Annotated in this window: 19 protein-coding genes, 1 tRNA gene and 2 pseudogenes; 12 read left to right on the top strand and 10 right to left on the bottom strand. The window is 68.0% G+C overall.

The window, feature by feature from the left end; translation table 11 throughout:
* Positions 1–212 precede the first annotated feature (212 nt).
* Positions 213–2,765 (top strand): ATP-dependent chaperone ClpB, encoded by a 2,553-nt coding sequence (gene clpB / locus GOAMI_RS18635; protein WP_006438139.1) that lies wholly within the window; start codon positions 213–215, stop codon positions 2,763–2,765.
* Between the two features lie 162 nt (positions 2,766–2,927).
* Here clpB and selB read toward each other — a convergent pair whose 3' ends face one another.
* From selB to GOAMI_RS18620, 3 genes are all read right to left on the bottom strand, one after another.
* A complete protein-coding gene (selB, locus tag GOAMI_RS18630) occupies positions 2,928–4,745 on the bottom strand; it encodes a selenocysteine-specific translation elongation factor (protein ID WP_040004974.1) in 1,818 nt (605 codons plus the stop codon).
* The gene (gene selA / locus GOAMI_RS18625; RefSeq protein ID WP_006438137.1) at positions 4,742–6,070 is read right to left on the bottom strand and encodes an L-seryl-tRNA(Sec) selenium transferase; all 1,329 of its coding nucleotides are present in this window, start codon (positions 6,068–6,070) and stop codon (positions 4,742–4,744) included. The genes selB and selA overlap by 4 nt, the downstream gene beginning before the upstream one ends.
* A gap of 84 nt (positions 6,071–6,154) precedes the next feature.
* Positions 6,155–6,249 (bottom strand) — tRNA-Sec (locus tag GOAMI_RS18620).
* A 94-nt stretch (positions 6,250–6,343) separates the two neighbouring features.
* Between GOAMI_RS18620 and selD the strand changes: the two genes are divergently transcribed.
* A complete protein-coding gene (selD, locus tag GOAMI_RS18615; RefSeq protein ID WP_006438136.1) occupies positions 6,344–7,339 on the top strand; it encodes a selenide, water dikinase SelD in 996 nt (331 codons plus the stop codon).
* Here selD and nrfD read toward each other — a convergent pair.
* Genes nrfD through fdh form a run of 3 tightly spaced genes read right to left on the bottom strand, consistent with a single transcriptional unit; the run spans position 7,326 to position 12,811 of the window.
* Positions 7,326–8,444: an NrfD/PsrC family molybdoenzyme membrane anchor subunit gene (gene nrfD, locus GOAMI_RS18610; protein ID WP_006438135.1), complete on the bottom strand. Its 1,119-nt coding sequence runs from the start codon at positions 8,442–8,444 to the stop codon at positions 7,326–7,328. The genes selD and nrfD overlap by 14 nt on opposite strands.
* A complete protein-coding gene (locus GOAMI_RS18605) occupies positions 8,441–9,517 on the bottom strand; it encodes a 4Fe-4S dicluster domain-containing protein (protein WP_006438134.1) in 1,077 nt (358 codons plus the stop codon). The genes nrfD and GOAMI_RS18605 overlap by 4 nt, the downstream gene beginning before the upstream one ends.
* Positions 9,518–12,811, bottom strand: a complete 3,294-nt coding sequence (gene fdh, locus GOAMI_RS18600; RefSeq protein ID WP_006438133.1) for a formate dehydrogenase — start codon at positions 12,809–12,811, stop codon at positions 9,518–9,520. It lies immediately after the preceding gene.
* A gap of 104 nt (positions 12,812–12,915) precedes the next feature.
* On the opposite strand from fdh, the gene GOAMI_RS18590 reads away from it, so the two are divergent.
* Positions 12,916–14,007: a hypothetical protein gene (locus GOAMI_RS18590; protein WP_006438132.1), complete on the top strand. Its 1,092-nt coding sequence runs from the start codon at positions 12,916–12,918 to the stop codon at positions 14,005–14,007.
* Between the two features lie 3 nt (positions 14,008–14,010).
* Here the strand turns inward: GOAMI_RS18590 and sigK are convergent, their stop codons facing one another.
* Positions 14,011–14,571 (bottom strand): ECF RNA polymerase sigma factor SigK, encoded by a 561-nt coding sequence (gene sigK, locus GOAMI_RS18585; protein WP_006438131.1) that lies wholly within the window; start codon positions 14,569–14,571, stop codon positions 14,011–14,013.
* A gap of 225 nt (positions 14,572–14,796) precedes the next feature.
* Between sigK and GOAMI_RS18580 the strand changes: the two genes are divergently transcribed.
* The 4 genes from GOAMI_RS18580 to GOAMI_RS18565 are packed head-to-tail and all read left to right on the top strand — an operon-like array spanning position 14,797 to position 17,484.
* Positions 14,797–15,390, top strand: coding sequence for a DNA-3-methyladenine glycosylase I (locus tag GOAMI_RS18580; RefSeq protein ID WP_006438130.1), 594 nt, complete (start codon positions 14,797–14,799; stop codon positions 15,388–15,390).
* 29 nt (positions 15,391–15,419) lie between these two features.
* The gene (locus tag GOAMI_RS18575) at positions 15,420–16,166 is read left to right on the top strand and encodes a maleate cis-trans isomerase family protein (RefSeq protein ID WP_006438129.1); all 747 of its coding nucleotides are present in this window, start codon (positions 15,420–15,422) and stop codon (positions 16,164–16,166) included.
* The gene (locus GOAMI_RS18570) at positions 16,163–16,558 is read left to right on the top strand and encodes a PPOX class F420-dependent oxidoreductase (RefSeq protein WP_006438128.1); all 396 of its coding nucleotides are present in this window, start codon (positions 16,163–16,165) and stop codon (positions 16,556–16,558) included. The genes GOAMI_RS18575 and GOAMI_RS18570 overlap by 4 nt, the downstream gene beginning before the upstream one ends.
* Positions 16,559–16,593: 35 nt before the next feature.
* Complete coding sequence (locus GOAMI_RS18565; RefSeq protein WP_006438127.1) at positions 16,594–17,484, top strand: aminoglycoside phosphotransferase family protein; 891 nt, start codon at positions 16,594–16,596, stop codon at positions 17,482–17,484.
* Positions 17,485–17,487: 3 nt separating this feature from the next.
* Here the strand turns inward: GOAMI_RS18565 and GOAMI_RS18560 are convergent, their stop codons facing one another.
* Positions 17,488–18,213 carry a maleate cis-trans isomerase family protein gene (locus GOAMI_RS18560; RefSeq protein WP_006438126.1) on the bottom strand — a complete coding sequence of 242 codons (726 nt, stop codon included), beginning with the start codon at positions 18,211–18,213 and terminating at the stop codon, positions 17,488–17,490.
* Between the two features lie 59 nt (positions 18,214–18,272).
* Here GOAMI_RS18560 and GOAMI_RS18555 point away from each other — a divergent pair, with 59 nt between their 5' ends.
* From GOAMI_RS18555 to GOAMI_RS23965, 5 genes and pseudogenes are all read left to right on the top strand, one after another.
* Positions 18,273–19,679, top strand: a complete 1,407-nt coding sequence (locus GOAMI_RS18555; protein ID WP_006438125.1) for an amidase — start codon at positions 18,273–18,275, stop codon at positions 19,677–19,679.
* Complete coding sequence (locus tag GOAMI_RS18550) at positions 19,676–20,188, top strand: DUF3830 family protein (protein ID WP_006438124.1); 513 nt, start codon at positions 19,676–19,678, stop codon at positions 20,186–20,188. Before GOAMI_RS18555 ends, GOAMI_RS18550 begins: the two co-directional genes overlap by 4 nt.
* A gap of 10 nt (positions 20,189–20,198) precedes the next feature.
* The gene (locus GOAMI_RS18545; protein WP_006438123.1) at positions 20,199–20,987 is read left to right on the top strand and encodes a GntR family transcriptional regulator; all 789 of its coding nucleotides are present in this window, start codon (positions 20,199–20,201) and stop codon (positions 20,985–20,987) included.
* Between the two features lie 122 nt (positions 20,988–21,109).
* The gene (locus GOAMI_RS18540; protein ID WP_006438122.1) at positions 21,110–22,504 is read left to right on the top strand and encodes an MFS transporter; all 1,395 of its coding nucleotides are present in this window, start codon (positions 21,110–21,112) and stop codon (positions 22,502–22,504) included.
* Positions 22,420–22,632: pseudogene (locus tag GOAMI_RS23965) on the top strand (hypothetical protein); the annotation flags it as partial. The gene GOAMI_RS18540 and the pseudogene GOAMI_RS23965, both read left to right, overlap by 85 nt.
* On the opposite strand, the pseudogene GOAMI_RS18535 reads toward GOAMI_RS23965, so the two are convergent.
* Together GOAMI_RS18535 and GOAMI_RS18530 are read right to left on the bottom strand one after the other, a co-directional pair.
* Positions 22,543–23,715 (bottom strand): annotated as a pseudogene (locus GOAMI_RS18535) (M20 family metallopeptidase); the annotation flags it as partial. The pseudogenes GOAMI_RS23965 and GOAMI_RS18535 overlap by 90 nt on opposite strands.
* Positions 23,712–24,953, bottom strand: coding sequence for an aminotransferase-like domain-containing protein (locus GOAMI_RS18530; RefSeq protein WP_006438120.1), 1,242 nt, complete (start codon positions 24,951–24,953; stop codon positions 23,712–23,714). The pseudogene GOAMI_RS18535 and the gene GOAMI_RS18530, both read right to left, overlap by 4 nt.
* Positions 24,954–25,059 lie beyond the last annotated feature (106 nt).

Raw genomic sequence — 25,059 nt, 5'->3', positions numbered from 1 at the left:
TTCAATCACCACCGCGGTCACACAGCACTCGGAGGACAACCACCAGCCAGCCGCGTACCCAACCTCTCGGGTCAGTACAGCTAGGTACGTCCGATGTGATGCAGTTCACATATCAGACGAAGCTGAGCGGAATGTACTCAACTTTGTTGGTGTTGCACCCTCCGTATGGCTCATACTTGAGCCTGTTGGACTAAAGAGAAAGGTGCACGCGAGTGGACAGCTTCACCCCCACCACGAAGACACAGCAGGCATTGAGCGCTGCTGTGCAGGCGGCGGCCAGTGCTGGCAACCCCGATGTGCGACCGGCCCACATCCTGGTGGCGTTGCTCGATCAGTCCGACGGCATCGCGTCGCCACTGCTCAAAGCAGTGGGCGTGGACCCGTCGAGCGTTCGTGCGCAGGCCCAAGGACTGGTCGATCGCATGCCGACGGTGGCCCAGGCCAGTGCGACGCCCCAGCTTTCCCGCGAATCGATCGCGGCCATCAGCGCAGCTCAGCAGCTCGCTGGTGAACTCGACGACGAGTACGTCTCGACCGAGCACGTCGTCGTCGGTCTGGCGACCGGTGACTCCGACGTAGCCAAGTTGCTGCACAACGCCGGCGCGACCCCGCAGGAGTTGCGGGACGCGTTCGTCGCCGTACGCGGCAGCGCCCGGGTCACCTCCGAGGACCCGGAGTCGACCTACCAGGCACTCGAGAAGTACTCGACCGACCTGACCGCGGCGGCCCGCGAGGGCAACCTCGACCCGGTCATCGGGCGCGACACCGAGATCCGTCGTGTCGTGCAGGTGCTCAGCCGCCGGACCAAGAACAACCCGGTCCTCATCGGTGAGCCCGGCGTCGGCAAGACGGCGATCGTCGAGGGTCTGGCCCAGCGCATCGTCGCCGGCGACGTGCCGGAATCGCTGCGCGGCAAGACCGTCATCTCCCTCGACATGGGTTCGATGGTCGCCGGTGCCAAGTACCGCGGCGAATTCGAGGAGCGGCTGAAGGCCGTGCTCGACGAGATCAAGGGATCGGCCGGACAGGTCATCACCTTCATCGACGAGCTGCACACCATCGTCGGTGCCGGCGCGACCGGCGATTCCGCGATGGACGCGGGCAACATGATCAAGCCGATGCTCGCCCGTGGCGAGCTGCGGCTGGTCGGTGCCACGACCCTCGAGGAGTACCGCAAGTACATCGAGAAGGACGCCGCACTCGAGCGTCGCTTCCAGCAGGTGTACGTCGGCGAACCGTCGGTCGAGGACGCCATCGGCATCCTCCGCGGCCTCAAGGACCGGTACGAGGTGCACCACGGCGTGCGCATCACCGACTCCGCATTGGTCGCTGCGGCAACACTTTCCGACCGCTACATCACCTCGCGATTCCTCCCCGACAAGGCCATCGACCTCGTCGACGAGGCGGCGTCGCGGCTGCGGATGGAGATCGACTCGCGCCCCGTCGAGATCGACGAGGTCGAGCGCATCGTCCGTCGGCTGGAGGTTGAAGAGGTTGCGCTGCAGAAGGAAACCGACGCGGCGTCGAAGGAGCGGCTCGAGAAGCTACGCGCCGAACTGGCCGACCAGAAGGAGAAGCTCAACGAGCTCTCCGCGCGGTGGCAGTCGGAGAAGACCGCGATCGACGCGGTACGCGACCTCAAGGAGGAGCTGGACCGTCTTCGCGGCGAGGCCGATCGCGCCGAGCGCGACGGTGACCTCGGGCGCGCGGCCGAGCTGCGGTACGGCCGAATCCCGGGCCTGGAGAAGGAACTCGAGGCCGCACTGGAGAAGACCGGCACCGATCCCGGCCAGGACGTGATGCTGCAGGAGGAGGTCGGACCCGACGACGTGGCGCAGGTCGTGTCGTCGTGGACCGGAATCCCGGCCGGACGCATGCTCGAAGGTGAGACCGCCAAGCTGCTGCGCATGGAAGACGAACTGGGGCATCGAGTCATCGGTCAGAAGGCCGCTGTCGAGGCCGTTTCCGACGCGGTGCGTCGTGCACGCGCCGGTGTCGCCGACCCGAACCGGCCGCTCGGCTCGTTCATGTTCCTCGGCCCCACCGGTGTCGGCAAGACCGAGCTGGCCAAGGCGCTCGCGGAGTTCCTGTTCGACGACGAGCGCGCGATGGTCCGCATCGACATGAGCGAGTACGGCGAGAAGCACAGCGTCGCAAGGCTCGTCGGTGCTCCTCCCGGCTATGTCGGGTACGAGGCCGGTGGTCAGCTGACCGAGGCCGTGCGTCGTCGCCCGTACACGGTGGTCCTGTTCGACGAGATCGAGAAGGCCCACCCGGACGTGTTCGACGTGCTGCTGCAGGTGCTCGACGAAGGCCGACTCACCGACGGCCAGGGACGGACGGTGGACTTCCGCAACACCATCCTGATCCTGACCTCGAACCTCGGCGCCGGTGGCGACAAGGACCAGGTCATGGCGGCGGTGCGCTCGGCGTTCAAGCCCGAGTTCATCAACCGGCTCGACGACGTGGTGATCTTCGATGCGCTCAGCCCCGAGGAGCTGGTGGCGATCGTCGACATCCAGCTCGGACAGCTCAAGAAGCGGCTGGCCCAGCGTCGCCTCGACCTCGAGGTGTCGCCGAAGGCCAAGGAATGGCTGGGCGCACGTGGATTCGATCCGCTGTACGGTGCTCGTCCGCTGCGCCGGCTGGTGCAGCAGGCCATCGGTGACCAGCTCGCCAAGCAGTTGCTGAAGGGAGACATCCGCGACGGCGACATCGTTCCGGTGAACGTCAGTGCCGACGGGGAGTCGTTGGTGCTCGGCTGAGAGGCCTGACAGCAAGTGACAGGGGCCCATCCCTCCGGGGTGGGCCCTTGTCGTCGTTCCGGGCGAGGGGCGGGCTTCGACGCGGCGCCTCCCTGCGCTCGGTGCCGGCTCAGCCGGCGGTGGGGGGCTTTGACGCGGCGCCTCGCTGCGCTCGGTGCCGGCTCAGCCGGCGGTGGGGCGCACGACCTCTCGATGCCCGGCGTCGAGGCGGCGGGTCCAACCGCGGGCGTCGAGGTGCTCGAGCAGTGGGATCGCCACGCGTCTCGTCGTGGCGAGCGCCTGGCGGGCCTCGCTGGTCGTGAACGGCTGGTCGAGCGCGGCGAGGGTCCGCATGGCCAGCGCCGGCGCGGTCGGCAACAACACCACGCCGTCGCGCAATCGCAGGATGCGGCCGGTGCGCTCGGCAGCCGCGAGCTCCCTGGTCCCCAAGCCGAGCGCGGAGAGATCGTCCGCCTCGGGAGCGCGGAACGGTTGCTCGGCCAGACGGCGCTCCAGAGCGCTCATCGCTTCGTCGGCGTCACCGAGATCCGGGACATGGCCCGGGATCGAGAGATGGCCGTCGGACGACGTGAGTCCGGCGTCGGCGATCACCGTCGGTAACAGTGCTCCGTCAGGGAGATTCAGCAACGAAGGAACCCCTGACGTCGACAGGCCGGCGGACATGGGCTCACGCTCATGAACTCCGAGGACCGCGTCATGCAGGCGCCGGGCCCATGCCGCGCAGGTGGATTCGTCGACCCACCACTCGTCGATGACACGAACCCCCGGCGGTGGCATCTCACCGTCGTGGACGAGGCCGAGCCGATGCAGATCCGGAACGCGCACTGCGCCACGTCGGGCGACCTCTTCCGCGGCGCCGCCGTCTTCGCTCATCCCGGCCAGGACGGCCGTCCGGCGTGCTGAGTCGCCGCGGCGACGGAGCCGGGGCGGATCGGGGTGCAGGACGATCCCGCCACCGACGATGCGCTGACCGGGATTTCGCAACACGAGACGATCACCCCGGGACAGTGGCACGGCACGTGCGAATGTCAGGCGTGCGTGGTCGGAGTCGAAGCGGCGCAGGCGGGCTGTCAGTGCAGCGGTTCCGATGTGGACGACGAGGTGCTCGGGAGCATCGTCGAACGGGACGCCACCGACGCGGCGGATGTCTGCCTCGACCGACGAATGCCAGACTCCCGGAGTGACGAGAGCGTCTCCGCGCGCGAGGGTGTCGACGCCGACACCACGGAGATTGACGGCGACCCGGCTGACCGGCGCCGCGGTCGTGAGAGATGTTCCCTCGCTCTGCAATCCGCGGATGTCGACCGGCCGGTGCCCGTCGGGGCCCATCAGCTCCATGATGTCACCGACCCCGATCGTGCCCGAGGGCAGCGTGCCGGTGACCACCGTGCCTGCTCCGGTGCGGGTGAAAACCCGGTCGATCCAGAGGCGGACGCGCCCCGACGTCGAAGGGGATGGCGTCTGCGCGAGGACCGTGTCGAGGGTGCGGCGCAGTTCATCGAGGCCACGGCCGGTGGGAGCGGAGGTCACGACCGCCGGTGCCTCCGCCAGTCCGGTCCGGGCCAATTCGACACGAGCGGTGGCGATCACGTCATCGATGTGATTCTCCGCCGCGCGATCCGCACGCGAGATCACCAACAGCCCGTGCTCGACACCAAGCGCGGCGAGCGCGTCCCGGTGATCGTCGGACTGGGCACTCCAGCCCTCGTCGGCGGCGACGACGAACAGTACGACCGGCGCGGGACCGAGTCCGGCCAGCATGTTGGGGATGAACCGCTCGTGGCCGGGGACATCGACGAAGGCGACATCTGCGCCCGATGGCAGTGTCGTCCAGGCGAATCCGAGGTCGATCGTCAGACCGCGGCGTCGTTCCTCCTCCCAGCGGTCCGGCTCGATACCGGTGAGTGCACGCACCAGCGTCGACTTGCCGTGGTCGACGTGCCCCGCGGTGGCCACCACGTACTTCGCGCGAGACCTCACTGATCGGCGAGCGCCTGCTTGATCGCGGCGAGGACCCTCGCGTCGTCGGCCTCGGGGATGCAACGCAGGTCGACGAGGCAGGCGGAGTCGTGTACGCGCGGCAGGACGGCGGGGTCGCCGAGCCGCAGCCGCTGCGCGGCGCCCACCGGAAGACGCACCGCCCACCCGCGTAGGGGTACACCTGGCGCGCCCCCGCCGCCGACCCGTCCGTCGTGTTCGACGACAGGGAAACCGGTTGCGGCGCCCAGACTCTCAGCACGCGCGCGGAGGCGGTCGGCGTCGGCATGGAGATACTCGTGGACCGGCGGCCGCGGACCGCCGACCGTCGCCTCCATCGCCGCAAGTGCCAGCTTGTCGGCGCGCACAGCGCGAGCCAGCGGATGTCTGGCCAACCGCTGCACGAGTGCGGCGTCGCCGAGCAGGAGACCGGCCTGCGGTCCGCCGAGGAGCTTGTCGCCGCTGGCGATGACCAGGTCGGCGCCGGCGGTGAGCGCGGTGGTGGCATCCGGCTCGTCGGGGAGGAGGGGATCGGGCTGCAGGAGTCCGCTACCGATGTCGGCGATCACCGGCACGCCGTGAGTCCGGCCCAGGTCGCGCAGTTCGGTCAGCGAGGTCTCGCTGGTGAAACCCTCGACGCGGAAGTTGCTCGGATGCACCTTGAGGATGGCGCCGACGTCGTCCCCGGCAACCGCCTCGGCATAGTCGCGGACATGGGTGCGGTTGGTGGTGCCGACCTCGTGCAGGCGCGCGCCGGTGGATGCGATGAGCTCCGTGAGCCGGAATCCCGCGCCGATCTCGATCATCTCGCCACGGCTGATCACGACCGCCCGACCGGCGGCGAGTGCGGTGGTAGCGAGGACCAGGGCCGCCGCCCCGTTGTTCACCATCAGGGCATCGCCCGCCGCGGGACAGGCCTGCAGCAGCGCGGCTCGGGTGGTCGCACCGCGTTTGGATCGCTGACCGGTCTGCAGGTCGAGTTCCACGTCGACGTAGCCCGATGCGGCGACGACCGCTTCGAGTGCCGCCGCCGACAACGGGGCACGGCCGAGGTTGGTGTGAACCACCACGCCGGTGGCGTTGAGGACCGGCCGAGCCGACGAGACAGGTCGGGCGGTCAATTCTCCGACGACTCGTGGTTCGACGTCTTCCGGTGGGATCTCGCCACGACGAGCCGACTCCTGGGCATCGCGGATGATCGCCCGAACAGCCATGTCACCCAGTCGATCTCGCGCATCCGCCACCGCCGGTAGGGCCAGCAGGCCATCCGTGCGCGGAATGTGTCGGCGCGGGTCGGCGGGGACGGCGGCTTCGGGGGGCTTCGACACGGCTCCTCGCTTTCGCTCGTCACCGGCTCAGCCGGCGGTGGGTGGCTCTCGCTACGCTCGGTGCCGGCTCAGCCGGCGTTTTCCTGGCGGAGGCGGACGGGAATCGAACCCGCCAGGCCGAGATACTCGACCTCCTCGGTTTTGAAGACCGGGGAGCCCACCAGGACCCGTACGCCTCCGTGTGTCCTACAACCTATCGTGTCGCCTCTCGGACGCGACCCGGCTCATCCGCGCCAGGCACACCGGCGATCAGTCGGCGCTAGGGTCGGCAGGGTGACTGTCAGCAACGATGCCCCTGTCCGACTGACCGGTTACGCCCACGGTGGCGGTTGTGCGTGCAAGATCCCGCCGGGTGAACTCGAGGAGGCGGTCGCCGGGCTGACCGGCCAGGTCGGTGACGACATCATCGTCGGGCTCGACGACGGTGACGACGCCGCGGCGGTCCGCATCCGCGACGACCTCGCCGTGCTGTCCACCGCCGACTTCTTCACCCCGGTCGTCGACGACCCGTTCGAATGGGGCCGTATCGCCGCGGCCAACGCCCTCTCGGACATCTACGCGATGGGCGGGACGCCGGTGGTCGCGATCAACCTCGTCGGCTGGCCACGCGGTGTGCTGCCGATGGACCTGATGACCGAGGTGCTGAGGGGTGGTCTCGCCGTCGGCGCCGAGGCCGGGTGCCCGGTCATCGGCGGGCACACCATCGACGACCCCGAACCCAAGTACGGCATGGCCGTCACCGGCGTCGCGGCACCCGAGAAGCTGCTGCGCAACGACGCCGCCGAAGCCGGGCTGCCCATCACGCTCACCAAACCGATCGGCGTCGGGCTCCTCAACAACCGGCACAAGCAGACCGGAGAGGTGTTCGACGAGGCGATTGCGCTCATGACCACGCTGAACCGGAAGGCATCGGCAGCTGCCGTCGACGCCGGGGCCCGCGCGGCCACCGACGTCACCGGCTTCGGTTTGCTCGGTCATCTGCACAAGATGTGCCGTGCGTCGGGTGTCGGCGCGGTGCTCGACCGCAGCGCGGTCCCGGCGGTGAGCGGTGCCCGTGAGGCGCTCCGCGACGGCTACGTCTCGGGCGGCACCCGCCGGAACCTCGACTGGGTGCAGCCGCATCTGAGCGCCGACGACGGCATCTCCGAGGACGACCTGCTGTTCCTCGCCGACGCGCAGACCTCCGGTGGGCTGCTGGTCGTCGGGGAGGTGCCGGGATATCCCGTGATCGGGGAGACCGTCGCCGGGTCGGGGATCAGGATTCGGTGACGGGTGGACCGGTGGTGATCGAGTCGCCGGTGATGCCGGCCGCGCGTCGTGCGGCAAGCCGACGCTTCTGGGGTTCGATGGTGTAGCGCGGGTTCTTCGCGGACTCGATGCCCGCGTCGAAGATGCCGAACCGCGTACACGCCGATGCGGCGAGCAACGCGAGGCCCGATGCGACGGCGACCGGTCGGGAACGTCCGCCGGCCAGGGCGCCGATGCCGCCCGCGAGGGCGAGACGTTCACTCCACCGCAGGAGCTTGCCCGCTGTCCCGTCGTGCAGGGGTTCGGCGGTCACCGGGTCCATGCGGCGCTCCATCAGGCGCATCGCGGTGAGATCCCCGGCGACGCCGAGCGTGGCGAGCGTGCGCGCCGGGCCGGCCTGGGCGGTCGGGGTGGTGACGAGTGCCAGACCGCTCGCCGCCAGGCTCGCGGAGCTGACGAAGACGAACGGCAGGTCGCGGTGCATGGCGTTCCACGTGGGTACTGCGGTGTCGGACAGCAGCACCGCGGTGTACACGGCGAGTGGGGGGCCGGCGACGGCGGCGGCGAGACCGGCCGGTGCCTCCACGGCCCGCAGAACCGGCCGCAGCACGCCGAGCGGCAGCCGCGAACCGGTCATCCGGTCGATCTCACCGACCGCGGCCACGCCGAGTGCGCCGCTGAACGCCGAGAGAATCCACGATCCCACGCTCATCGGCGAGGTCACCTTGAAGGTGCGCAGCATGTTGTAGAAGCGGTCGGGACGACCGAGATCGGCCACGAGAGCGATCGCACCCAGCCCCACGGCTCCGAGTCCGCCGAGCCGGGCGTTTCGGCGCAGGGCGTCGCGACCGGTCAACTGGGCGCCTGCTGCGAGCACCCCCGACCCGCCGGCGACGCCGCCGAGAAACAGGTAGGCGGCGACCTTCTCGTCCCACGGCGGTGGTTTGACCACCGGATGCCCGTAGTAGGAGGAGAATTCGGCGTCGGGCACCATCGACATCTCGCGGTTGCCGTCGCCCTGACCGAAGTCCCGGCGCTGCTTGCGTTTACCGCCGCGCCCCAGCCCACGTCCGTGACGACGTGGCGGCTCCGGCGGGCGAAAGGAATCGAATTCCGACGACGTCATCGGCCACCCCGCACGAACGACAGCGCGGCCGCCACGAGCATCCCGGCAGCGGCGACACCGGCCCGCTTGTACATCGACGGGAGATCGGCGGTGCACACGCGCGGGTCCGGTGGAAGGCCGTAGACCTCGGGTTCGTCCAGCAGCAGGAACACCGAACCGGTCCCGCCGACGCCGTCGTCGGGGTTGGCGCCGTAGAGACGCGCTTCGGTCATGCCCTGCTCATGGAGTTGAGCGACGCGGCGGTGAGCGTCGGCGACGAGGTCGTCGTGGTCGCCGTATCTGATCGAGGTGGTCGGGCAGGTCTGCGCGCAGGCGGGTGTCTCGTCGTCGAGGAGCCGGTCGTAACAGAGCGTGCACTTCTGCGCGACACCACGTTTCGGCACCTCGGGTTGCTCACCCTTGCGTTCGCCGGAACGGGTCGTCGGCGCGGCGGTGCCGTCGGCGCGACGCTCGACGACCCCGAAAGGGCAACCGGCGACACATGTTCCGCACCCGTTGCAGACGTCGTCCTGGATGACCACGGTCCCGAACTCGGTGCGGAACAGTGCCCCGGTGGGGCACACGTCGAGGCAGCCGGCGTGGGTGCAGTGTTTGCAGACGTCCGAGGACATGAGCCAGCGGAACTCGGGGGTGTCCGGTGGCGTGGCTTCGACGCGGCGCCTCGCTGCGCTCGGTGCCGGCTCAGCCGGCAGAGGTGGCGGTGGGGTGGCTTCGACGCGGCGCCTCGCTGCGCTCGGTGCCGGCTCAGCCAGCGGTGGTGGCGGCATGGACGGCATGCCGAGTCCGACCAGAGCACGCCCAGACTCACGGGCTTCGGCGATGCGATCGGCGCTCTGTTCGATGAACGCGACGTGGCGCCATGTGCTGGCACCCAGTGCGACGGTGTTGTCATACGACATGCCGGTCAGTTCGAGGTCGCCGTCGCGGGGATTGGAATTCCATTCCTTGCACGCGACCTCACAGGCCTTGCAGCCGATGCAGATCGAGGTGTCGGTGAAGAACCCTTTGCGGGTCTCGTGCGTGTGCCACCCCACGTCGGAGGTTGGATCGGTCGGTCCGGACAGCTGCCCCATCTACTCCTCCGCCTTCCCGGTGATGTGCTGGTTGTCGGTCTCGGTGGTCACCCCGGCACGCTCCTGGTACGCACGTACCAGGTCGATCAGGGCGGCACCCTGGGGCCGGCGGCCGGCGATCACGTCGCACGAACCGACCTTCGACTCCTGGATCTGCACGTTGGGATCCAGTGTGACCCCGATGAGGTCGTTGGCGGCGTCGCCGCTGACCACGGCGTCGGAGCCGACGCCCCAGTGGTACGGAAGGCCCACCTGGTGCACCTGGCGGCCGTTGATGGTCAACGGCCTCATCCGGTCGGTCACCAGGACCCGGGCCTCGATGGCACCGCGCGGTGAGATGATCGTGGCCCATCCCTCGTTGCTCAGTCCGCGCTCGGCGGCGAGTTGCGGCGAGATCTCGCAGAACATCTCCGGCTGCAGCTCCGACAGATACGGCGTCCAGCGACTCATGCCGCCGGCGGTGTGGTGTTCGGTCAGCCGGTAGGTGGTGAACACGAACGGGTACACGTCGGCGCCGGGCATCTCTCCACTCGGGGCGTCGAGGTTGTCCTCACGCGGGAAGAGCACGCGCGCCGGCGACTGCTGCTGCGGATACAGCGCATTGACGACCGGGGATTCCTGCGGTTCGTAGTGGGTCGGCAGCGGGCCGTCGACGAGTCCGCGCGGCGCGAAGAGCCAGCCCTTGCCGTCGGCCTGCATGATGAACGGGTCGTCGCCGCACAGCGCGTCGACACCCCCGAGTGACGGGTCGGGATGTGCGTCGGGCGGGAGATCGACCGGGAAGTCCGGCACGTCGGGGCCCACCCAGCGGCCGGCGTCGGCGTCCCATTCCATGTACCGCTTGCGCTCGCTCCACGGTCTGCCGTCGGGATCGGCGGACGCGCGGTTGTAGAGGATTCGACGATCCGCCGGCCACACCCAGCCCCACTCGTGCTGGGTGATGCCGCCGCCGCCCTGAGGTACGCGTCGTGCCGCCATGTTGTGGGCATCCGCGTACACGCCGGTGTAGATCCAGCAGCCGCCGGCGGTCGAGCCGTCACGCGCCATCTCGGTGTACGACGTCAGGTTCTTGCCGACATCGGGTCCGGACACGTGGTACCCGTTGATCTCCGACAGGACCGCCTCGGGTTCGGGGTTGCCGTGTTCATCGAGCGGATAGTCCCAGGTGAGGTCGAGCAGTGGACGGTCGCGTTCGTCGGTCGAGCCGGCGAGGCGTTCCCGGATGCGTCTTCCGAGCTCGAAGAAGAAGTCCATCTCGCTCTGGCACTGACCGGGCGGCTCGACGGCCTGATGGCGCCACTGCACCATCCGCTGGGTCTGGGTGAACGAGCCGGCCTTCTCCACGTGGGTGGCAGCGGGCATGAAGAACACCTCGGTGGCGATGTCCTCGGTGCGCAACTCACCCGAGTCGATCTCCGGCCCCTCTTTCCACCACGTCGCCGACTCGATCATGTTGAGGTCGCGGACGACGAGCCACTTCAGGTGGGACATCGCCATCCGTGCCTGGCGGCCGTTGGCCGAGCCGACGGCTGGGTTCTGGCCCAGGACGAAGTAGCCGTCGACCTTGTCGGCGAGCATGTCGACCGTCGTCTGGTAGGTGCCGGCGGGACCCGTCAGGCGAGGCAGATGGTCGTAGCACCAGTCGTTCTCCGGGGTCGCGGCGTCGCCGAACCACGCTTTGAGGAGACTCACCATGTAGTCCTCGGCGTTGGCCCAGTAGCCCTTCTCGTTCTTCGACGTGATCGCCGCGATGTAGTCGTCGAAGGTGTCGTGTTTGCCCGCCGACGGCATCGGGAGATAGCCGGGCAGCAGGTTGAACAAGGTGGGGATGTCGGTCGAGCCCTGGATGCTGGCGTGACCGCGCAGTGCCATGATGCCGCCACCCGGACGCCCGACGTTGCCGAGCAGGAGCTGTAACACCGAGGCGGCGCGGATGAACTGGGCGCCGAAGGTGTGCTGGGTCCAGCCGGTCGCGTAGCCGAAGCACGTCGTGCGGTCGCGCCCGGAGTTGTCGGTGACCGACCGCGCGAGGTACTCGAAGTCGGCGAGGGAGATGCCGCACATGTCGCGCACCATCTCCGGGGTGTAGCGCGAGTAGTGCCGTTTGACGATCTGGAACACGCTACGCGGATGTTCCAGCGACTGGTCGCGAACAGTGGCGCCGTGTTCGAGGGGCGGCCCGCCGGAGCCGTGTTCGTGGCCGACCGCGCGGTCCTTGGTGCGCGGACCCTCGTCCGCTCCACCGGGCGAGTCCACCGTGCTGTCCTCGGAGCTCGGCTGCGGTTCCTCGTACGCCCACGAACTGGCGTCGTATTGCCCTGTCTCCGAGTCGAACCCGGAGAACAGGCCGGCGAGGTCCTCGGTGTCGCGGAAGTCCGCCGAGACCAGCGTCGCGGCGTTGGTGTAGGCGACGACGTACTCGCGGAAGTACTTCTCGTGGGTGATCGCGTAGTTGATCAGCGCACCGAGCAGGACGACGTCGGAGCCGGCGCGAATGGAGATGTGCCGGTCGGCCACCGCCGAGGTCCGCGTGAACCGGGGGTCGACATGGATGACCCGCGCACCCCTGGCCCTGGCCTCAGAGACCCACTGGAAACCCACCGGGTGTGCCTCGGCCATGTTGCCACCCATGAGGATGATGCAATCGGCGTTGGCCATGTCCTGCAGTGATTGCGTTGCGCCGCCGCGTCCGAACGAGGCCCCCAGACCGGGAACCGTTGCGGAGTGTCATATGCGTGCCTGGTTCTCGATCTGTATCGCACCCGCCGCGGTGAAGAGCTTCTTGATCAGGTAGTTCTCTTCGTTGTCGAGCGTGGCGCCACCGAGCGAGGCGATACCCATCGTGCGTCGCAGCGGACGACCCTCGTCGTCGTGATCCTGCCAGCCGCGACGCCTCGCCTCCAGGAAACGATCGGCGATCATGTCGATGGCCGTGTCGCGGTCGAGGTCCTGCCATTCGGTCGCGTACGGGGCCCGGTAACGAATCGTGGTCTGGCGCAGCGGGTTGTTGACGAGTTGTTCGCTCGACGCGCCCTTGGGGCACAGCCGTCCGCGCGAGATGGGGGAGTCCGGGTCGCCTTCGATCTGGACGACGCGCTCGTCCTTCACGTACACCTTCTGGCCGCACCCGACGGCGCAGAACGGGCACACACTCTGCACCACACGGTCGGCAGTGGCCGTACGCGGCTCGATGGCGCGTGTCTTCGCCGACGTGACGGCGGGCCCCCGTCCGAAGACGTCACCCGACCGCAGCTGGCGGAACACCGGCCATTCGAGGGGACTGAAGGCTGGCACGGAACCGAGTCTAACCACCCCACGGGTGAGCGTGCTGGCATCATCGCCACCATGAACCGAAAGCCACCCACTCTCCATGTCGTAGGCGGCGTGCGATGAGCAGGATGGACGCCGTCGAACTGCCGGCCGGCGCGCTCGGCGAGTTCCTGGAGTCGACGGCCTTCGCCGAGATGCTCGACCCGGAGGACGAGCTCTCCGCGTCACGCGACACGCGGGCGCGCAGGGCCGAGGTCGTCGACGTCGTGCGCGCGATCGACGCCAACGCTGGTCGACGTTTCGTCGACCGGGAGCGCGCCGGAGAAGTGATCATCGGTGGCCTGCGCGGCGGCGGACTCGGGGTGCGGCCCACGGTGGTCGACGCGGTCCTGAACCTCCTGCGGCCGGTCGGAGTGGCTGCGCCGGGCGCGCCGGAACCCGTTCCCCTCGAGGTGCAGTCGGTGCTCGGCGTGTACGTCTTCGCGCTGGTCGACCCCCGTGACGCATCGGTGTTCTATGTGGGGGCGGGACGAGGAAATCGGGTGCACCACCACGCTCGTGCGGCGCTCGCCGGCGTCACGCCGGACGTCGGGGAGGTGGTGGGGGACGCCGATTCACCGGCCGTCCGGTCCGCGACCGAGGAGCGTATCCGAGACATCGACGCCGACGGATTCGGTGTCGAGCACTGGATTCTCCGGCACGGCGACGACGTCGTCGACTCGCCCGAGGAGCTGGCGTCGTACGTGCAGCAGTTCACGGTCGAGTTCGCCGACCTGGCGCGACTCCCGCTGACGAACAGTGCGCCGAGCGGCGCGATCTCGCTGGAAGAGATGGTGTTACGCCATGCGGCGCCGCTCGCACCGCCGCTGCCCGAGCCGTGTGTGCTGGTGAAGGTCGACGACTCGGCTCGTCCCGGCGCGGGCGCCGAACAGATCTACGAGTGTGCACGGAGCGGATGGCGTGCCGGGCCCCATCGCACGGTGCCCGACCTCCCGGTGCTCGTCTTCGCCGACGACATCGTCCGCGCGGTGCATCGCGTCGACTACTGGGAGGCCTACCGGGACGCCGACGGCAATCTCGACCCGAAGCGGTGGGTGTACACCGGCGCACCGGACCCCGAGTTGGAAGAGCGGTATGTGGGTACGAGCCTGCGGGAAGTGCGGGAGCGCCGAGGCGGCAAGTGGAACCACAACGGCTGGCACCCCTACGGCCAGGTGTGAGCGTCAGCCGACGGCGGCCAGGCCCGGCACCGCCTGGCGCAGACGGATGAGACCGTCGCGGATGCGGGACTTGACCGTGGGCAGCGCGACCCCGAGATGCTCGGACACCTCGCGGTAGGTGAGTCCGTGGAAGTAGGCCAGCTCGATGGCCTGCCGCTGCAGAGGCGTGAGGTTCTCGAGACCGGTGTGGATCAGGCGAGCGATCTCCCGACGCTCCACCGACTCGCTGACCTCGTCGATCTCGCGGCCGGTGTCGGCGATGCCGTAGGCGACGGTGCGTCGGGTCGCGGCCGACTCCGACCGCACCCGGTCGACGGCCCGACGATGTGCCAGCGTCAGAATCCAGGACAGTGCCGAACCCGACCGGGGATCGTAGCTGTCGGCGTTGCGCCACACGGCCAGATACGTCTCCTGGGTCGCTTCCTCGCTGTAACCGGGATCGCGCAGTACCCGCAGTGTCATGCCGTACACACGGTCACACGTCGCGTCGTAGAACTGGGCGAAGGCCTCTGAGTCCCCGGTTGCCACGCGGGCAAGGAGGCTGTTCAGGTCGGATTCATGCATCACGAAACTCCTTGCCGCAGATGTATTTTCGCGCTTCCGGAGCGGGGATCTACGACGGTGTCGGAGCGCTCTCGGTGTGCGATGTGTACAACGCTAGGCGGGCGGCGGCGAGAAGTGACTATCGCGAGACAGAACGGGATGCTTTCGCAATCTTTGGTAACGGAATGATAACGGCGGCCATCTGTCGTGACCGTGCCGTAGCCTGCTCGCCACGAGAGGAGACTCATGTCCGAGGACACCATAGAGGGCCCAGACGGTCGGCGGCGCTGCTTGTGGGCGGGCCGGGAGCCGGAGACCACCTATCACGACACCGAGTGGGGATTCCCGACCACCGACGATACGTCGCTGTTCGAGCGCGTCTGTCTCGAGGGTTTCCAGTCCGGCCTCAGCTGGCGCACGATCCTCCTCAAACGCGAGAACTTCCGGGCCGCGTTCGCCGGCTTCGAGGTCGAGAAGGTGGCCCGCTACACCGATGCCGAAGTCACGCGACTGCTGGGCGACGCGGGCATCATCCGGCATCGCGGCAAGATCGAGGCGGCGATCAACAACGCGCAGCGGGCAGCCGACCTCATCGACGAACACGGTTCGCTGGAGTCGTACTTCTGGGGATACGCCCCGCCGGGCGAGCACGTCCCGGGATCGATGACGACCTCGCCGGAATCGATCGCGATGTCGAAGGACCTCAAGAAGCGGGGCTGGCGCTTCGTCGGTCCGACCACGATGTTCGCGCTCATGCAGGCCACCGGGATCGTCAACGACCACGCCTACGAATGCGTCATCCGGGACGAGGTGGATGCCGCCCTGCGGCAGCGATTGTAGACAATCCAACAATGTGCCATCATCCCTGCATGAACGCCCAGATCGGCATCGGGATGGTGTGCCCGTTCGACATGGCCCTCGACCGCGAGCTGTGGCGCTGGATGCCGGAATCGGTCTCGCTCTACTTCACGCGGACCGGCTACATCGACGCGCCCGTCGACGTCGAGCTGTGCCGCGATCTCAACAACCACGCGGAAATCTCGGCGGCGGTGAGAGCCGTCTCGTCGGTCGCGCCGCGGGCGTTCGGATACGCGTGCGCCTCCGGCAGCTTCGTCTACGGGATGGCGGGCGCGATGGAGATCTCCAACTGCATGCTCGCCGCCGGAGCCGAGCGGGCGGTCACGACCTCGGAGGCGCTGATCCGGGCGCTGAACACCATGAACGTCGGGACGCTGGCGGTCGCGACGCCGTATACCGCGGCGCTCACCGGACTGCTGTGCGACTTCCTCGCCGAATCCGGGAGAAACGTCGTCGCCCAGGCGGGTCTCGGCCGCGATCACGAGATCTGGGCCATCCCGTACCACGTGACTGCGGACCTCATCCGCGCCGCGAACCATCCCGACGCCGACGCCGTCTTCGTCTCCTGTACCAACCTGTGGACCTATGACATCCTCGCCGACCTGGAGTCCGAGCTCGGCAAGCCGGTCCTCTCCGCCAACCAGGTGACCGCCTGGGCGACGCTCTGCGACGCGGGTGTACTCGGCGGTGAGACCACCCCCGCCGACTGGCCGACAACCCATGCACAATCGCTGTTCGCCCGTAGCATTGCCGCATGACCTCTGACGCCGTGACGTTCGGCGAGGCGGGTACCGCCAAATACGTGAACCTGACGACCTACCGCAAGGACGGCACCCCGGTGACATCGCCACTGTGGGCGGCCCTCGACGGTGACCGCCTGGTCATGTGGACCGTGGCCGACTCGTGGAAGGTCAAGCGGTTGCGACGCAATCCGCGGGTGATCGTGCAGGCCTGCGATGTGCGGGGCCTCAAGTCGTTCGGCGAACCCGTCACCGGTACCGCCGTGTTGGACGAGGCGGGCAGCGATCGGGTCAAGCAGGCCATCGCCGACAAGTACGGTCTGTTGGGGCGCCTCAGCCTCATCGGCAGCAAGATCCGCCGCGGCCGGCACGGAAGTGTGGGGATCTCGATCACGGCGGGGGACCGGTAGCCATTCGCGTTCCGCCGGGTCTCGCGGCGCAGGCGGTGCTGGGGCCCGCCTGGGAGGACTGGCTTCGCCGGTTGCCCGCAACGGCATCGGCGCTTCTCGACGACTGGGAACTCTGTCGTGACGGCGCCGAGCTGTGGCACGGGTCCGAGTCGCTCGTGATCCCGGTGACCGACCGGGACGGCCGTCGATCCGTTCTGAAGATCGCCTTCGACGGCGACGACGAGGGTGCCCAGGAAGCACTGGGACTGCAGCACTGGGCGGGACGGGGTGCGGTGCGCATGCTGCGTGCCGACCCGCGGCTTCGGGCGCTGCTCCTCGAACGGCTCGAGCGGACGGACCTCACCTCGATCGGCGACGACGAGGCGTGTCGCGTGGTGGCAGGGCTGTACGGCGTCCTGCACATACCGGCACCCGGTCGGATGGCGCGTCTCACCACGCGCCTGGAGCGTTCGCTCGCCGGGTTGCAGTCCATGCCGCGTGACGCGCCGGTTCCGAGACGGTTTGTGGAACAGGCGCTTTCGCTCGGAAAGGACTTTCTCTCCGACGATTCCACGGTCGGTGTCGTCGTGCACGGCGACCTTCACCACGAGAACGTGCTGGCGGCTCCGTCCGGCGCGCGCCGCTGGCTGGTGATCGATCCCAAGCCGATGTCGGGGGATCCGCACTACGAACCCGCCCCGATGCTGTGGAATCGTCTCGACCTCCGAAAAGGCGATCCGCGGTACGTGATCCGGTCGCGCTTCTACACGGTCGTCGACGTCGCCGGCCTCGACCCGGACCGGGCGCGCGACTGGGTGATCATCCGGATGATCCTGAACGCGCACTGGGCGATCGAGGACGCGGAGAAGGCGGCGCGTGCCCTCACCGCCGACGACCGCGAGTGGATCACCACCTGCATCACGGTGGCCAAGGCCGTCCTCGACTGACCCTCACCGAGCGAACAGTGTTCCCAGATCCGGTATGGCGGCGGTCATCCCGGCGAGCCGGAGGCCTTGCCAGGCGGTGACCTGGTTGGCCGTCAGGACCGGCTTCCCGAATTTCTCCTCGAGTCCGGTGATCCACATCGCGGTGTGCAGTGCGGTATCCGGGATCAGGATCGCCTCGGCGTCCGGGTGATCCGCGGCCGCGATCATGTCGAAGAGGCCGTCGCCGTCGAGGATGCCGGCCTCGGCGGCGGTCTCGATGTCGTTGGCGCGCAGGCAGACGACCTCGATGCCGCCGTCGGCGAGGAATCCGATGAAGCGTGACGCCAGGGGATCGGGATAGGTGGCGGCGATCGCAACCCGCGACAGTCCGAGGTGACGGCACGCATCGACGAAGGCCAGGGAGGTCGACGACGCGGGCCGGTCGGCAAGCGCGGCGATGTCGGCGACCTGGCGTCGGGCGCCGTCGAGACCGAAGACGAAGCTTCCGGACGTGCACGCCCACATCACCGACGCCGGCTGATCCGCCTGGGCCCGACGCACGCCCTCGGCGAGACGGTCCTGTTCGCCGACGGCGGCCATCGCGTCGACGGTGTGGTCGTCGGATTCGATCTCGGTGATGGTCACCGGCAGTCGGACCGCCACACCCGCGGCCACGAGCACCGATTCGATCAACTCGTAGTCGTCCTCGGCGGCGTGGCCGGGATACAGCATCGCGACGGTGGTTGTCACTCGCACACCTCCCAGGTAGATTGTCAACAATCTACCAATCGCGACCGACGAGGGGGCGCATGTCGGACACGGCACGCTGGCTCAGCGCGATCGAACTGGCCGAGGCCTACCGTACGGGTGAGCTGACGCCCGAGGCGGTGGCGGTCGAGTTGCTCGACGCCGTCGACGAGGTCGACCCGTCCGTCAACGCATTCTGCCTCGTCGATCGGGACTCGACCCTCGCCGCAGCTCGGGCGAGCACCGCCCGGTTTCGTGCGGGAACGCCTCTGGGGCCGCTCGACGGTGTGCCCGTCACCATCAAGGACCTGTTGCTCACCAGCGGCTGGCCGACGCTGCGCGGCTCGCTGATGATCGAGCCGGATCAGATGGTCTGGGACACCGATGCCCCCGCGGTGGCGCGACTTCGCGAGGCCGGCGCGGTGATGCTGGGCAAGGTCACCACGCCGGAGTTCGGCTGGAAGGGTGTCACCGACAGCCCACGCACCGGGATCACCCGTAACCCGTGGAACGCATCGCGGACATCCGGTGGGTCGAGCGGCGGTAGTGCCGCGGCGCTGGCGGCCGGACTGGGTCCGCTGTCGGTGGGCACCGACGGTGGGGGATCGATCCGCATACCGGCGGCCTACTGCGGGGTGGTCGGATTCAAGGCGACGCTCGGACGGGTGCCGATGTATCCGCCGAGCCCGTTCGCCCCGGTCGCACACGTCGGTCCGATGACGAGGACGGTCGGGGACTGTGCGCTGCTCCTCGACGTCCTGAGCGGGCACGATCCGCGGGACTGGTCGGCACTGGCGACCCCGACCGATAGCGCCGCCGCCGCGATCGCCGACGTCCGGGATCTCTCCGATGTGCGAATCGGTTACAGTGCCGATCTCGGCTTTGGATCGAATGACCCTGGCGTGCAGGCAAATACGGACCGCGTCGTATCGGTGCTCGAACAGCTCGGCGCGACGGTGGAGAAGGTCGATCTGGAGTGGGACGATCCCGCGTGGGCATATCACATCATCTGGTACGCGGGTGCCGAGGTGGTGGTGCGGGCACTCGGGCCGGCCGCGGAGGAGAAGGTCGATCCGCTGCTACTCGAGGCGCTCGAACGTCATCGGGACCTCACGGCCGGCGACCTCGTGAGCGCGAACGCCCTGCGCATGGAGATGGGGACCAGCATGGGCCTGTTCCACGAGGAGTTCGATGTCCTTGTCGCACCGTCGATGCCCGGGGTCGCCTTCGAGGCGGGACGAACCGTGCCCGAGGGGTCGGCGTCGCCGGACTGGACGTCGTGGACGCCGTACACCTATCCGTTCAACCTCACCGGGCAGCCGGCCGTCACCGTGCCCAGTGGATTCGTCGACGGTCTGCCGACCGGAGCGCAGTTCGTCGCTGCGCGACACCGTGATACGACCGTGCTGCGGGTCGCCGCCGCCTACGAGGCGGCCGCCGGCTTCACGATGTTGGGGGATCGTCCGTGACCGAACGCGCCGACCGATTCATCACCGTGACACTCGAGAAGCGCGGAGTGACGGCGGTGGCGCGGATGCTCGACGCCGAGGCGCCGCGGACGGCAGCTGCGGTGTGGAACGCGCTACCGCTGGGTGGCCAGGTCTTCCACGGCAAGTTCGCGCGCAATGAGATCTACACGCTGCTACCGGCATTCGCGCCGGTGGAACCGGGTGCCGAGAACACTACCATCACGCCGATTCCCGGTGACCTGTGCTACTTCACGTTCGACGGTGTGCTCGACAATCCGGCCTATGGCTACGACCTCGACACCGCTCCCTCCGAACACCGGTTGCTGATCGACCTGGCCGTGTTCTACGGCCGGAACAATCTGCTGGTCAACGGCGACGTCGGGTGGGTCCCCGGCAACGTCTTCGCCACGATCACCGAAGGGCTGAGAGAATTCGCGGCTGCGTGCAACGACGTCTGGATGGGCGGCGCGCGGGGTGAAACGCTGACCTATTCGCGCCTTTCGCGGTAAGAAAGAAGGAATGACGGTGACGATCAAGGTGGATGGGGACAACCCGGGCACGGACGGCCCGGGAGGTCGACGAACCGTGTCTCACCAGGGAAAACAGCCAGGTTCGACGCGCCGTCGTGTCCTCACCCCGTTGGTACAGGAGTCGACACCGGCGATCATCGCGCGTAAGTTGCACAATGCCATTGCGAACGGTGACTTCCCGCCCGGGTCGCAGTTGACGGAGTCGGGTCTCGCCGCAGACCTGGGCGTCAGCCGCGGCCCGTTGCGTGAGGCGATGCAACGTCTCACCGCGGAGGGTCTGCTGGTCAGCCATCGCAACCGAGGCCTGTTCGTCGTCTCGATGGAGGACGACGACATCCGCGACATGTACGTCGCGCGTACGGCGGTGGAACGTGCTGCCGTGCAACAGGTCATCGCGCACCGCGAATCGGAGGCGGTGGCCGGGTTGAACGAGGCGGTGGAGGCCATGCGCGCGTTCGTAGACGAACCGAACCGCGCCGGGATGGCAGAGGCGGACATGGGATTTCACCAAACACTGGTGGAACTTGCGGAAAGCCGGCGGCTTTCGCGTCTCCACGAGACGATTCTCGTGGAGACACGAATGTGTCTGCGAGCCATGCGAGGAACATATTCATCGGGAAAGGAACGGATCGACGAACATCAGGCGTTGGTGGACGCCATCGCTGCGGGGGATTCTGCGAAGGCAGATGCACTGATGATCGAGCACATGGCCGACGGGCTGTGCCGATTGATCGGTGACGGCGACCACGCCGACGATCTCACCGCGTCCGGGAGCTGAGCGCTCGCGGTTCGAATGTCCACGGGTGGTGAAAGAGCCGCCACCGTGCACAGGGTCCACCGACACGGAGATGGCCTATCGAGGGGCGGCAGTACGGTCCCGACGACATTCAGGAAGCGCAGATGAGCGACACGACACCAGCGGATACTTATGAGCGGCTCGCCCCGGACCCGGAGTCACCCGAGGGCCGGAAACTACTCCACAAGGCCATCGGTGCCTCGGCCATCGGAAACGCCACCGAGTGGTACGACTACGGCGTCTATGCCGCGGCCTCGGTGTATCTGACCCAGGCGTTCTTCCCCGGTGATTTCGGAACCATCGGCACCATGCTGGGTTTCGCGGTCTCGTTCGTGCTGCGCCCGCTGGGCGGCATGATCTGGGGACCGATCGGCGACCGTATCGGCCGCAAATCGGTCCTCGCCATGACGATCCTGCTCATCTCGGGCGCGACTGCGCTCATCGGCCTGTTACCCACGCATGCGTCGATCGGTGCGTGGGCGCCCATCCTGTTGATCCTGCTCCGCGTGATCCAGGGCTTCTCGACCGGTGGTGAATACGGCGGGGCCGCAACATTCATGGCCGAGTATGCGCCGGACAACAAGCGCGGCAAGTACGGCTCCTTCCTCGAGTTCGGCACCCTCGCCGGTTTCTGTGGCGGCACCGCATTCGTCCTGCTTCTGCAGCTGGGGCTCACCGAGTCGCAGATGGACCAATGGGGCTGGCGCATCCCGTTCCTGTTCGCCCTGCCGATGGGCCTGATCGGCCTGTACCTGCGGTCGCAGATGGACGACACCCCGGTGTTCCAGGAACTGGAGCAGGAGAACGAGATCACGGGTACGGCGTGGACGCGCTTCAAGGATCTGATCGTCAACTATCGGCGACCGATCCTGACGATGTTCGGCATGGTCATCGCGCTCAACGTCGCCAACTACACGCTGCTGGCGTATCAGCCGACCTACCTCCAGAACACGATCAACCTGTCCGAGACGTCGGCGAGCGTCGTCAACCTGATCGGGCAGCTCGTGATGATGTTGCTCATCCCGTTCTTCGGCTGGTGGTCGGATTCGACCGGACGCAAGCCCATGTGGTGGGGATCGCTCACCGGACTGTTCGTCCTCGCGATACCGCTGTACTGGCTCATGGGTCAGGGATTCGCCTGGGCGATAGTCGCATTCGTCATCCTGGGAGTGCTCTACATCCCACAGCTGGCCACCATCTCGGCGACCTTCCCGGCGATGTTCCCGACACAGGTCCGGTATGCGGGCTTCGCGATCTCCTACAACGTCGCGACCGCCGCCTTCGGTGGTACGGCACCGCTGGTCAACGACGCCGTCGTCGAGAACACCGACTGGAACCTCTTCCCGGCTGCGTACATGATGGGTGCCTGCGCCATCGGCATGATCGCTCTCCTGTTCCTGAAGGAGACCGCGGGGTGTTCGATCCGCGGAACCGAGATCCCCAGCAAGGAGAACGACTTCCACGAGTTGCCGAAGATGCCGGCGGAGTCGAAGGCCTAGCTGCCGAGCAACCTCAGCCCGGCGAGCGTGTACGCCTTTGCCGCAGTGACCAGATCTGCGATGGCGACCGACTCGTCGGGCTGATGTGCGTCGGTGTTGATGTTGCCCGGTCCCAGCACGATCGACGGGATGCCGAGGTCGCGGCTGACGAAGCCGCCGTCGCAGGCGGCGCTCCATCCGCCGACGGAGGCCGCGGCCCCGGCATCGGTGACCGAGCCGACGGCGGCGCTGACCAACGGATGGTCGACGGCAGTTGCGAAACCCGGCATCTCCATGGTGACGCGGACGTCAACGGTGATGCCGTCGGTGTCGATCTTTCTGTCGCGGATGGCCTTTCGGAGATTCTCGGCGATGGCGAGCGGGTCCTCGTCGGGCATCAGGCGACGGTCGATGCCGAGTGAGCAGGTCGGCGCGACGACCGAGATGCCCTGGCCGCCGTGGATCGTGCCGACATTCCAGGTGCCGCAGCCGAGGAGATCGTCGAGGGTTTCGGCGAGGTGGTCGTGATCGGTGCGGATGATCTCGACGATCGCCGCCGCGGCGTCGATGGCATTGCGGCCGTCGGCCGGCCGGCCGGAGTGTGCGGCGCGCCCGGTCACCTCGATCTCGATGTACGACGCCCCCCGGCACCCGCGGACGATCTGCATGTCCGTCGGCTCGGCGACGATGCAACCGAGGAAGTCGTGATCGGCGGGTCGGCCGACGAAGTCACGCACGCCGATACCGTGCTCCTCCTCGTCGACCGTGCAGACCAGGCGTACGGGACCGGAGAGTTCGATGCCGAATTCCCGTGCCCGCGAGAGCACGGTCATGGCCGCCACGACGGATGCGATCCCGCCCTTCATGTCGGTGGTGCCGCGTCCGACGAGGCGTCCGTCACGAGTCCGCACGGTATACGGGTCGGCGGTCCAGTTGGGGCCGGCGGGCACGACGTCGGAGTGGCCGAGGAACATCAGTCCCGGTCCGTCGCCGCCGGGGAGGGTGGCGACCAGGTTGGGCCGCCCGACCGCGACCTCGTGGGTGTCGACGGCGAGCCCGAGGGCACGACACGCCTTTTCCAGGACCTCGACGGCCAAAGCCTCGGTGCCGCCCGGATTCTCACTCGGCGCCTCCACCAGCGCGGTGGTGAGCGCGGTGATCGCGGCCTCGTCGATCAGATCGACGAGCGACTGCTCGGCCGGACTCAGCTCAGGTTCGTGTTCACCGCTCACCGGGCCATCTTCTCAAGACTCGACGTGAGGCGTCGAATGCCTTCGTCGATCCGTTCCGGCGTGCTCGACGCGAAGCACAGGCGCATCGAGTTCCGGAACCGGCCGCCCGGCGACAGTGCCGGGCCCGGGATGAACGCGACACCGTCGGCCAGGGCGATCTCGAACAGCTCGCGGGTGTCGATCTCGGCGAACTCCTCGCGCAGCGTGACCCACAGGAAGAAGCCACCCTCCGGGGCGGTGGTGACCACGCGGTCGCCGAGGTGACGCTCGATGGAGTCGAGCATGGCGTCCTTGCGTTCGCGATACAGCGAGCGAATGCCGGCGAGGTGGTCCTCGAGACCGCCGCGCGCGATGTATTCGGCGACGATGTGCTGGTTGGGCACGTTGGTGCAGGTGTCCATGGCCTGCTTGCCGTTGATGAGCAGCTGCCGCAGTGACGGGTCGGCGTCGACCCAGCCGACGCGCCACCCCGGCGCCAGGATCTTGGAGAAGGTCCGGACCGAGAAGATCAGGGGATCGCCGGGGCTCAGCGTCTGGAAGGTCGGGATGTCGGTGCCGGCGAAACGCAGCAGCCCGTACGGGTCGTCGTCGATGATCACCGCACCCCAGGTGTGCGCCAGGCGCAGCAGTTCGCGGCGTCGTTCCTCCGACATCGTGACGCCAGAGGGGTTCTGGAACGTGGGGATCGTGTAGATCGCCTTGGGGGTCTTGTGGGTGTGCGCGACCAGATCTGCGAGCTGATCGACCTGCATGCCGTCGTCGTCGACGGGCACCTCGAGGAGCTGGGCTCCGTAGGAGAGGGCAGTCGCGCTGCCGTTGGTGTAGGTCGGGGATTCGACGACGACCAGGTCGCCGGGATCGACGAAGAGCTTGCAGGCCAGGTCGAGGCCCTGCATGCCGCCGGTGGTGATCACCAGACGATCGTGTGTCGACGGGTCGGGTGTGGTCGCGAGGTAGTCGACGAGCAGCTGCAGCAGCCGAGGCTCGCCCTCGGTGGCGCCATAGGTGAACGACGTGTGATCCAGGATCTCGCCGGCGATCTGCCGGAACTCGTCGGCGGGAACGGCCTCATCGGCCGGGGACCCCATCGCGAAGCGCACGATGTCGTGGGACTGTGCGGCCAGCAGTGAGGTCGACGAGTCGATCATCGACCCGACCAGATCCTTCGTCCGCCCGGCAAGAGGGAGCGTGGGACCGGAATGACGCACGTCGTTCACGGTTTCGGTCGTTGTGGTCATGTCATGCACCTCGTCTCACCAGGCCTTCGTGGCTCGTCGCTTGCGCTTCTCGCACCTCAGGCAGCGGTTGGGTTGTCGTGTGTTCCTTGTTCGTCAGGTGGCGGTG

It is taken from the genome of Gordonia amicalis NBRC 100051 = JCM 11271 (assembly GCF_000332995.1).
Taxonomy (GTDB): Bacteria; Actinomycetota; Actinomycetes; order Mycobacteriales; family Mycobacteriaceae; genus Gordonia; species Gordonia amicalis.
This window is presented reverse-complemented; position numbering and strand designations above follow the sequence as displayed.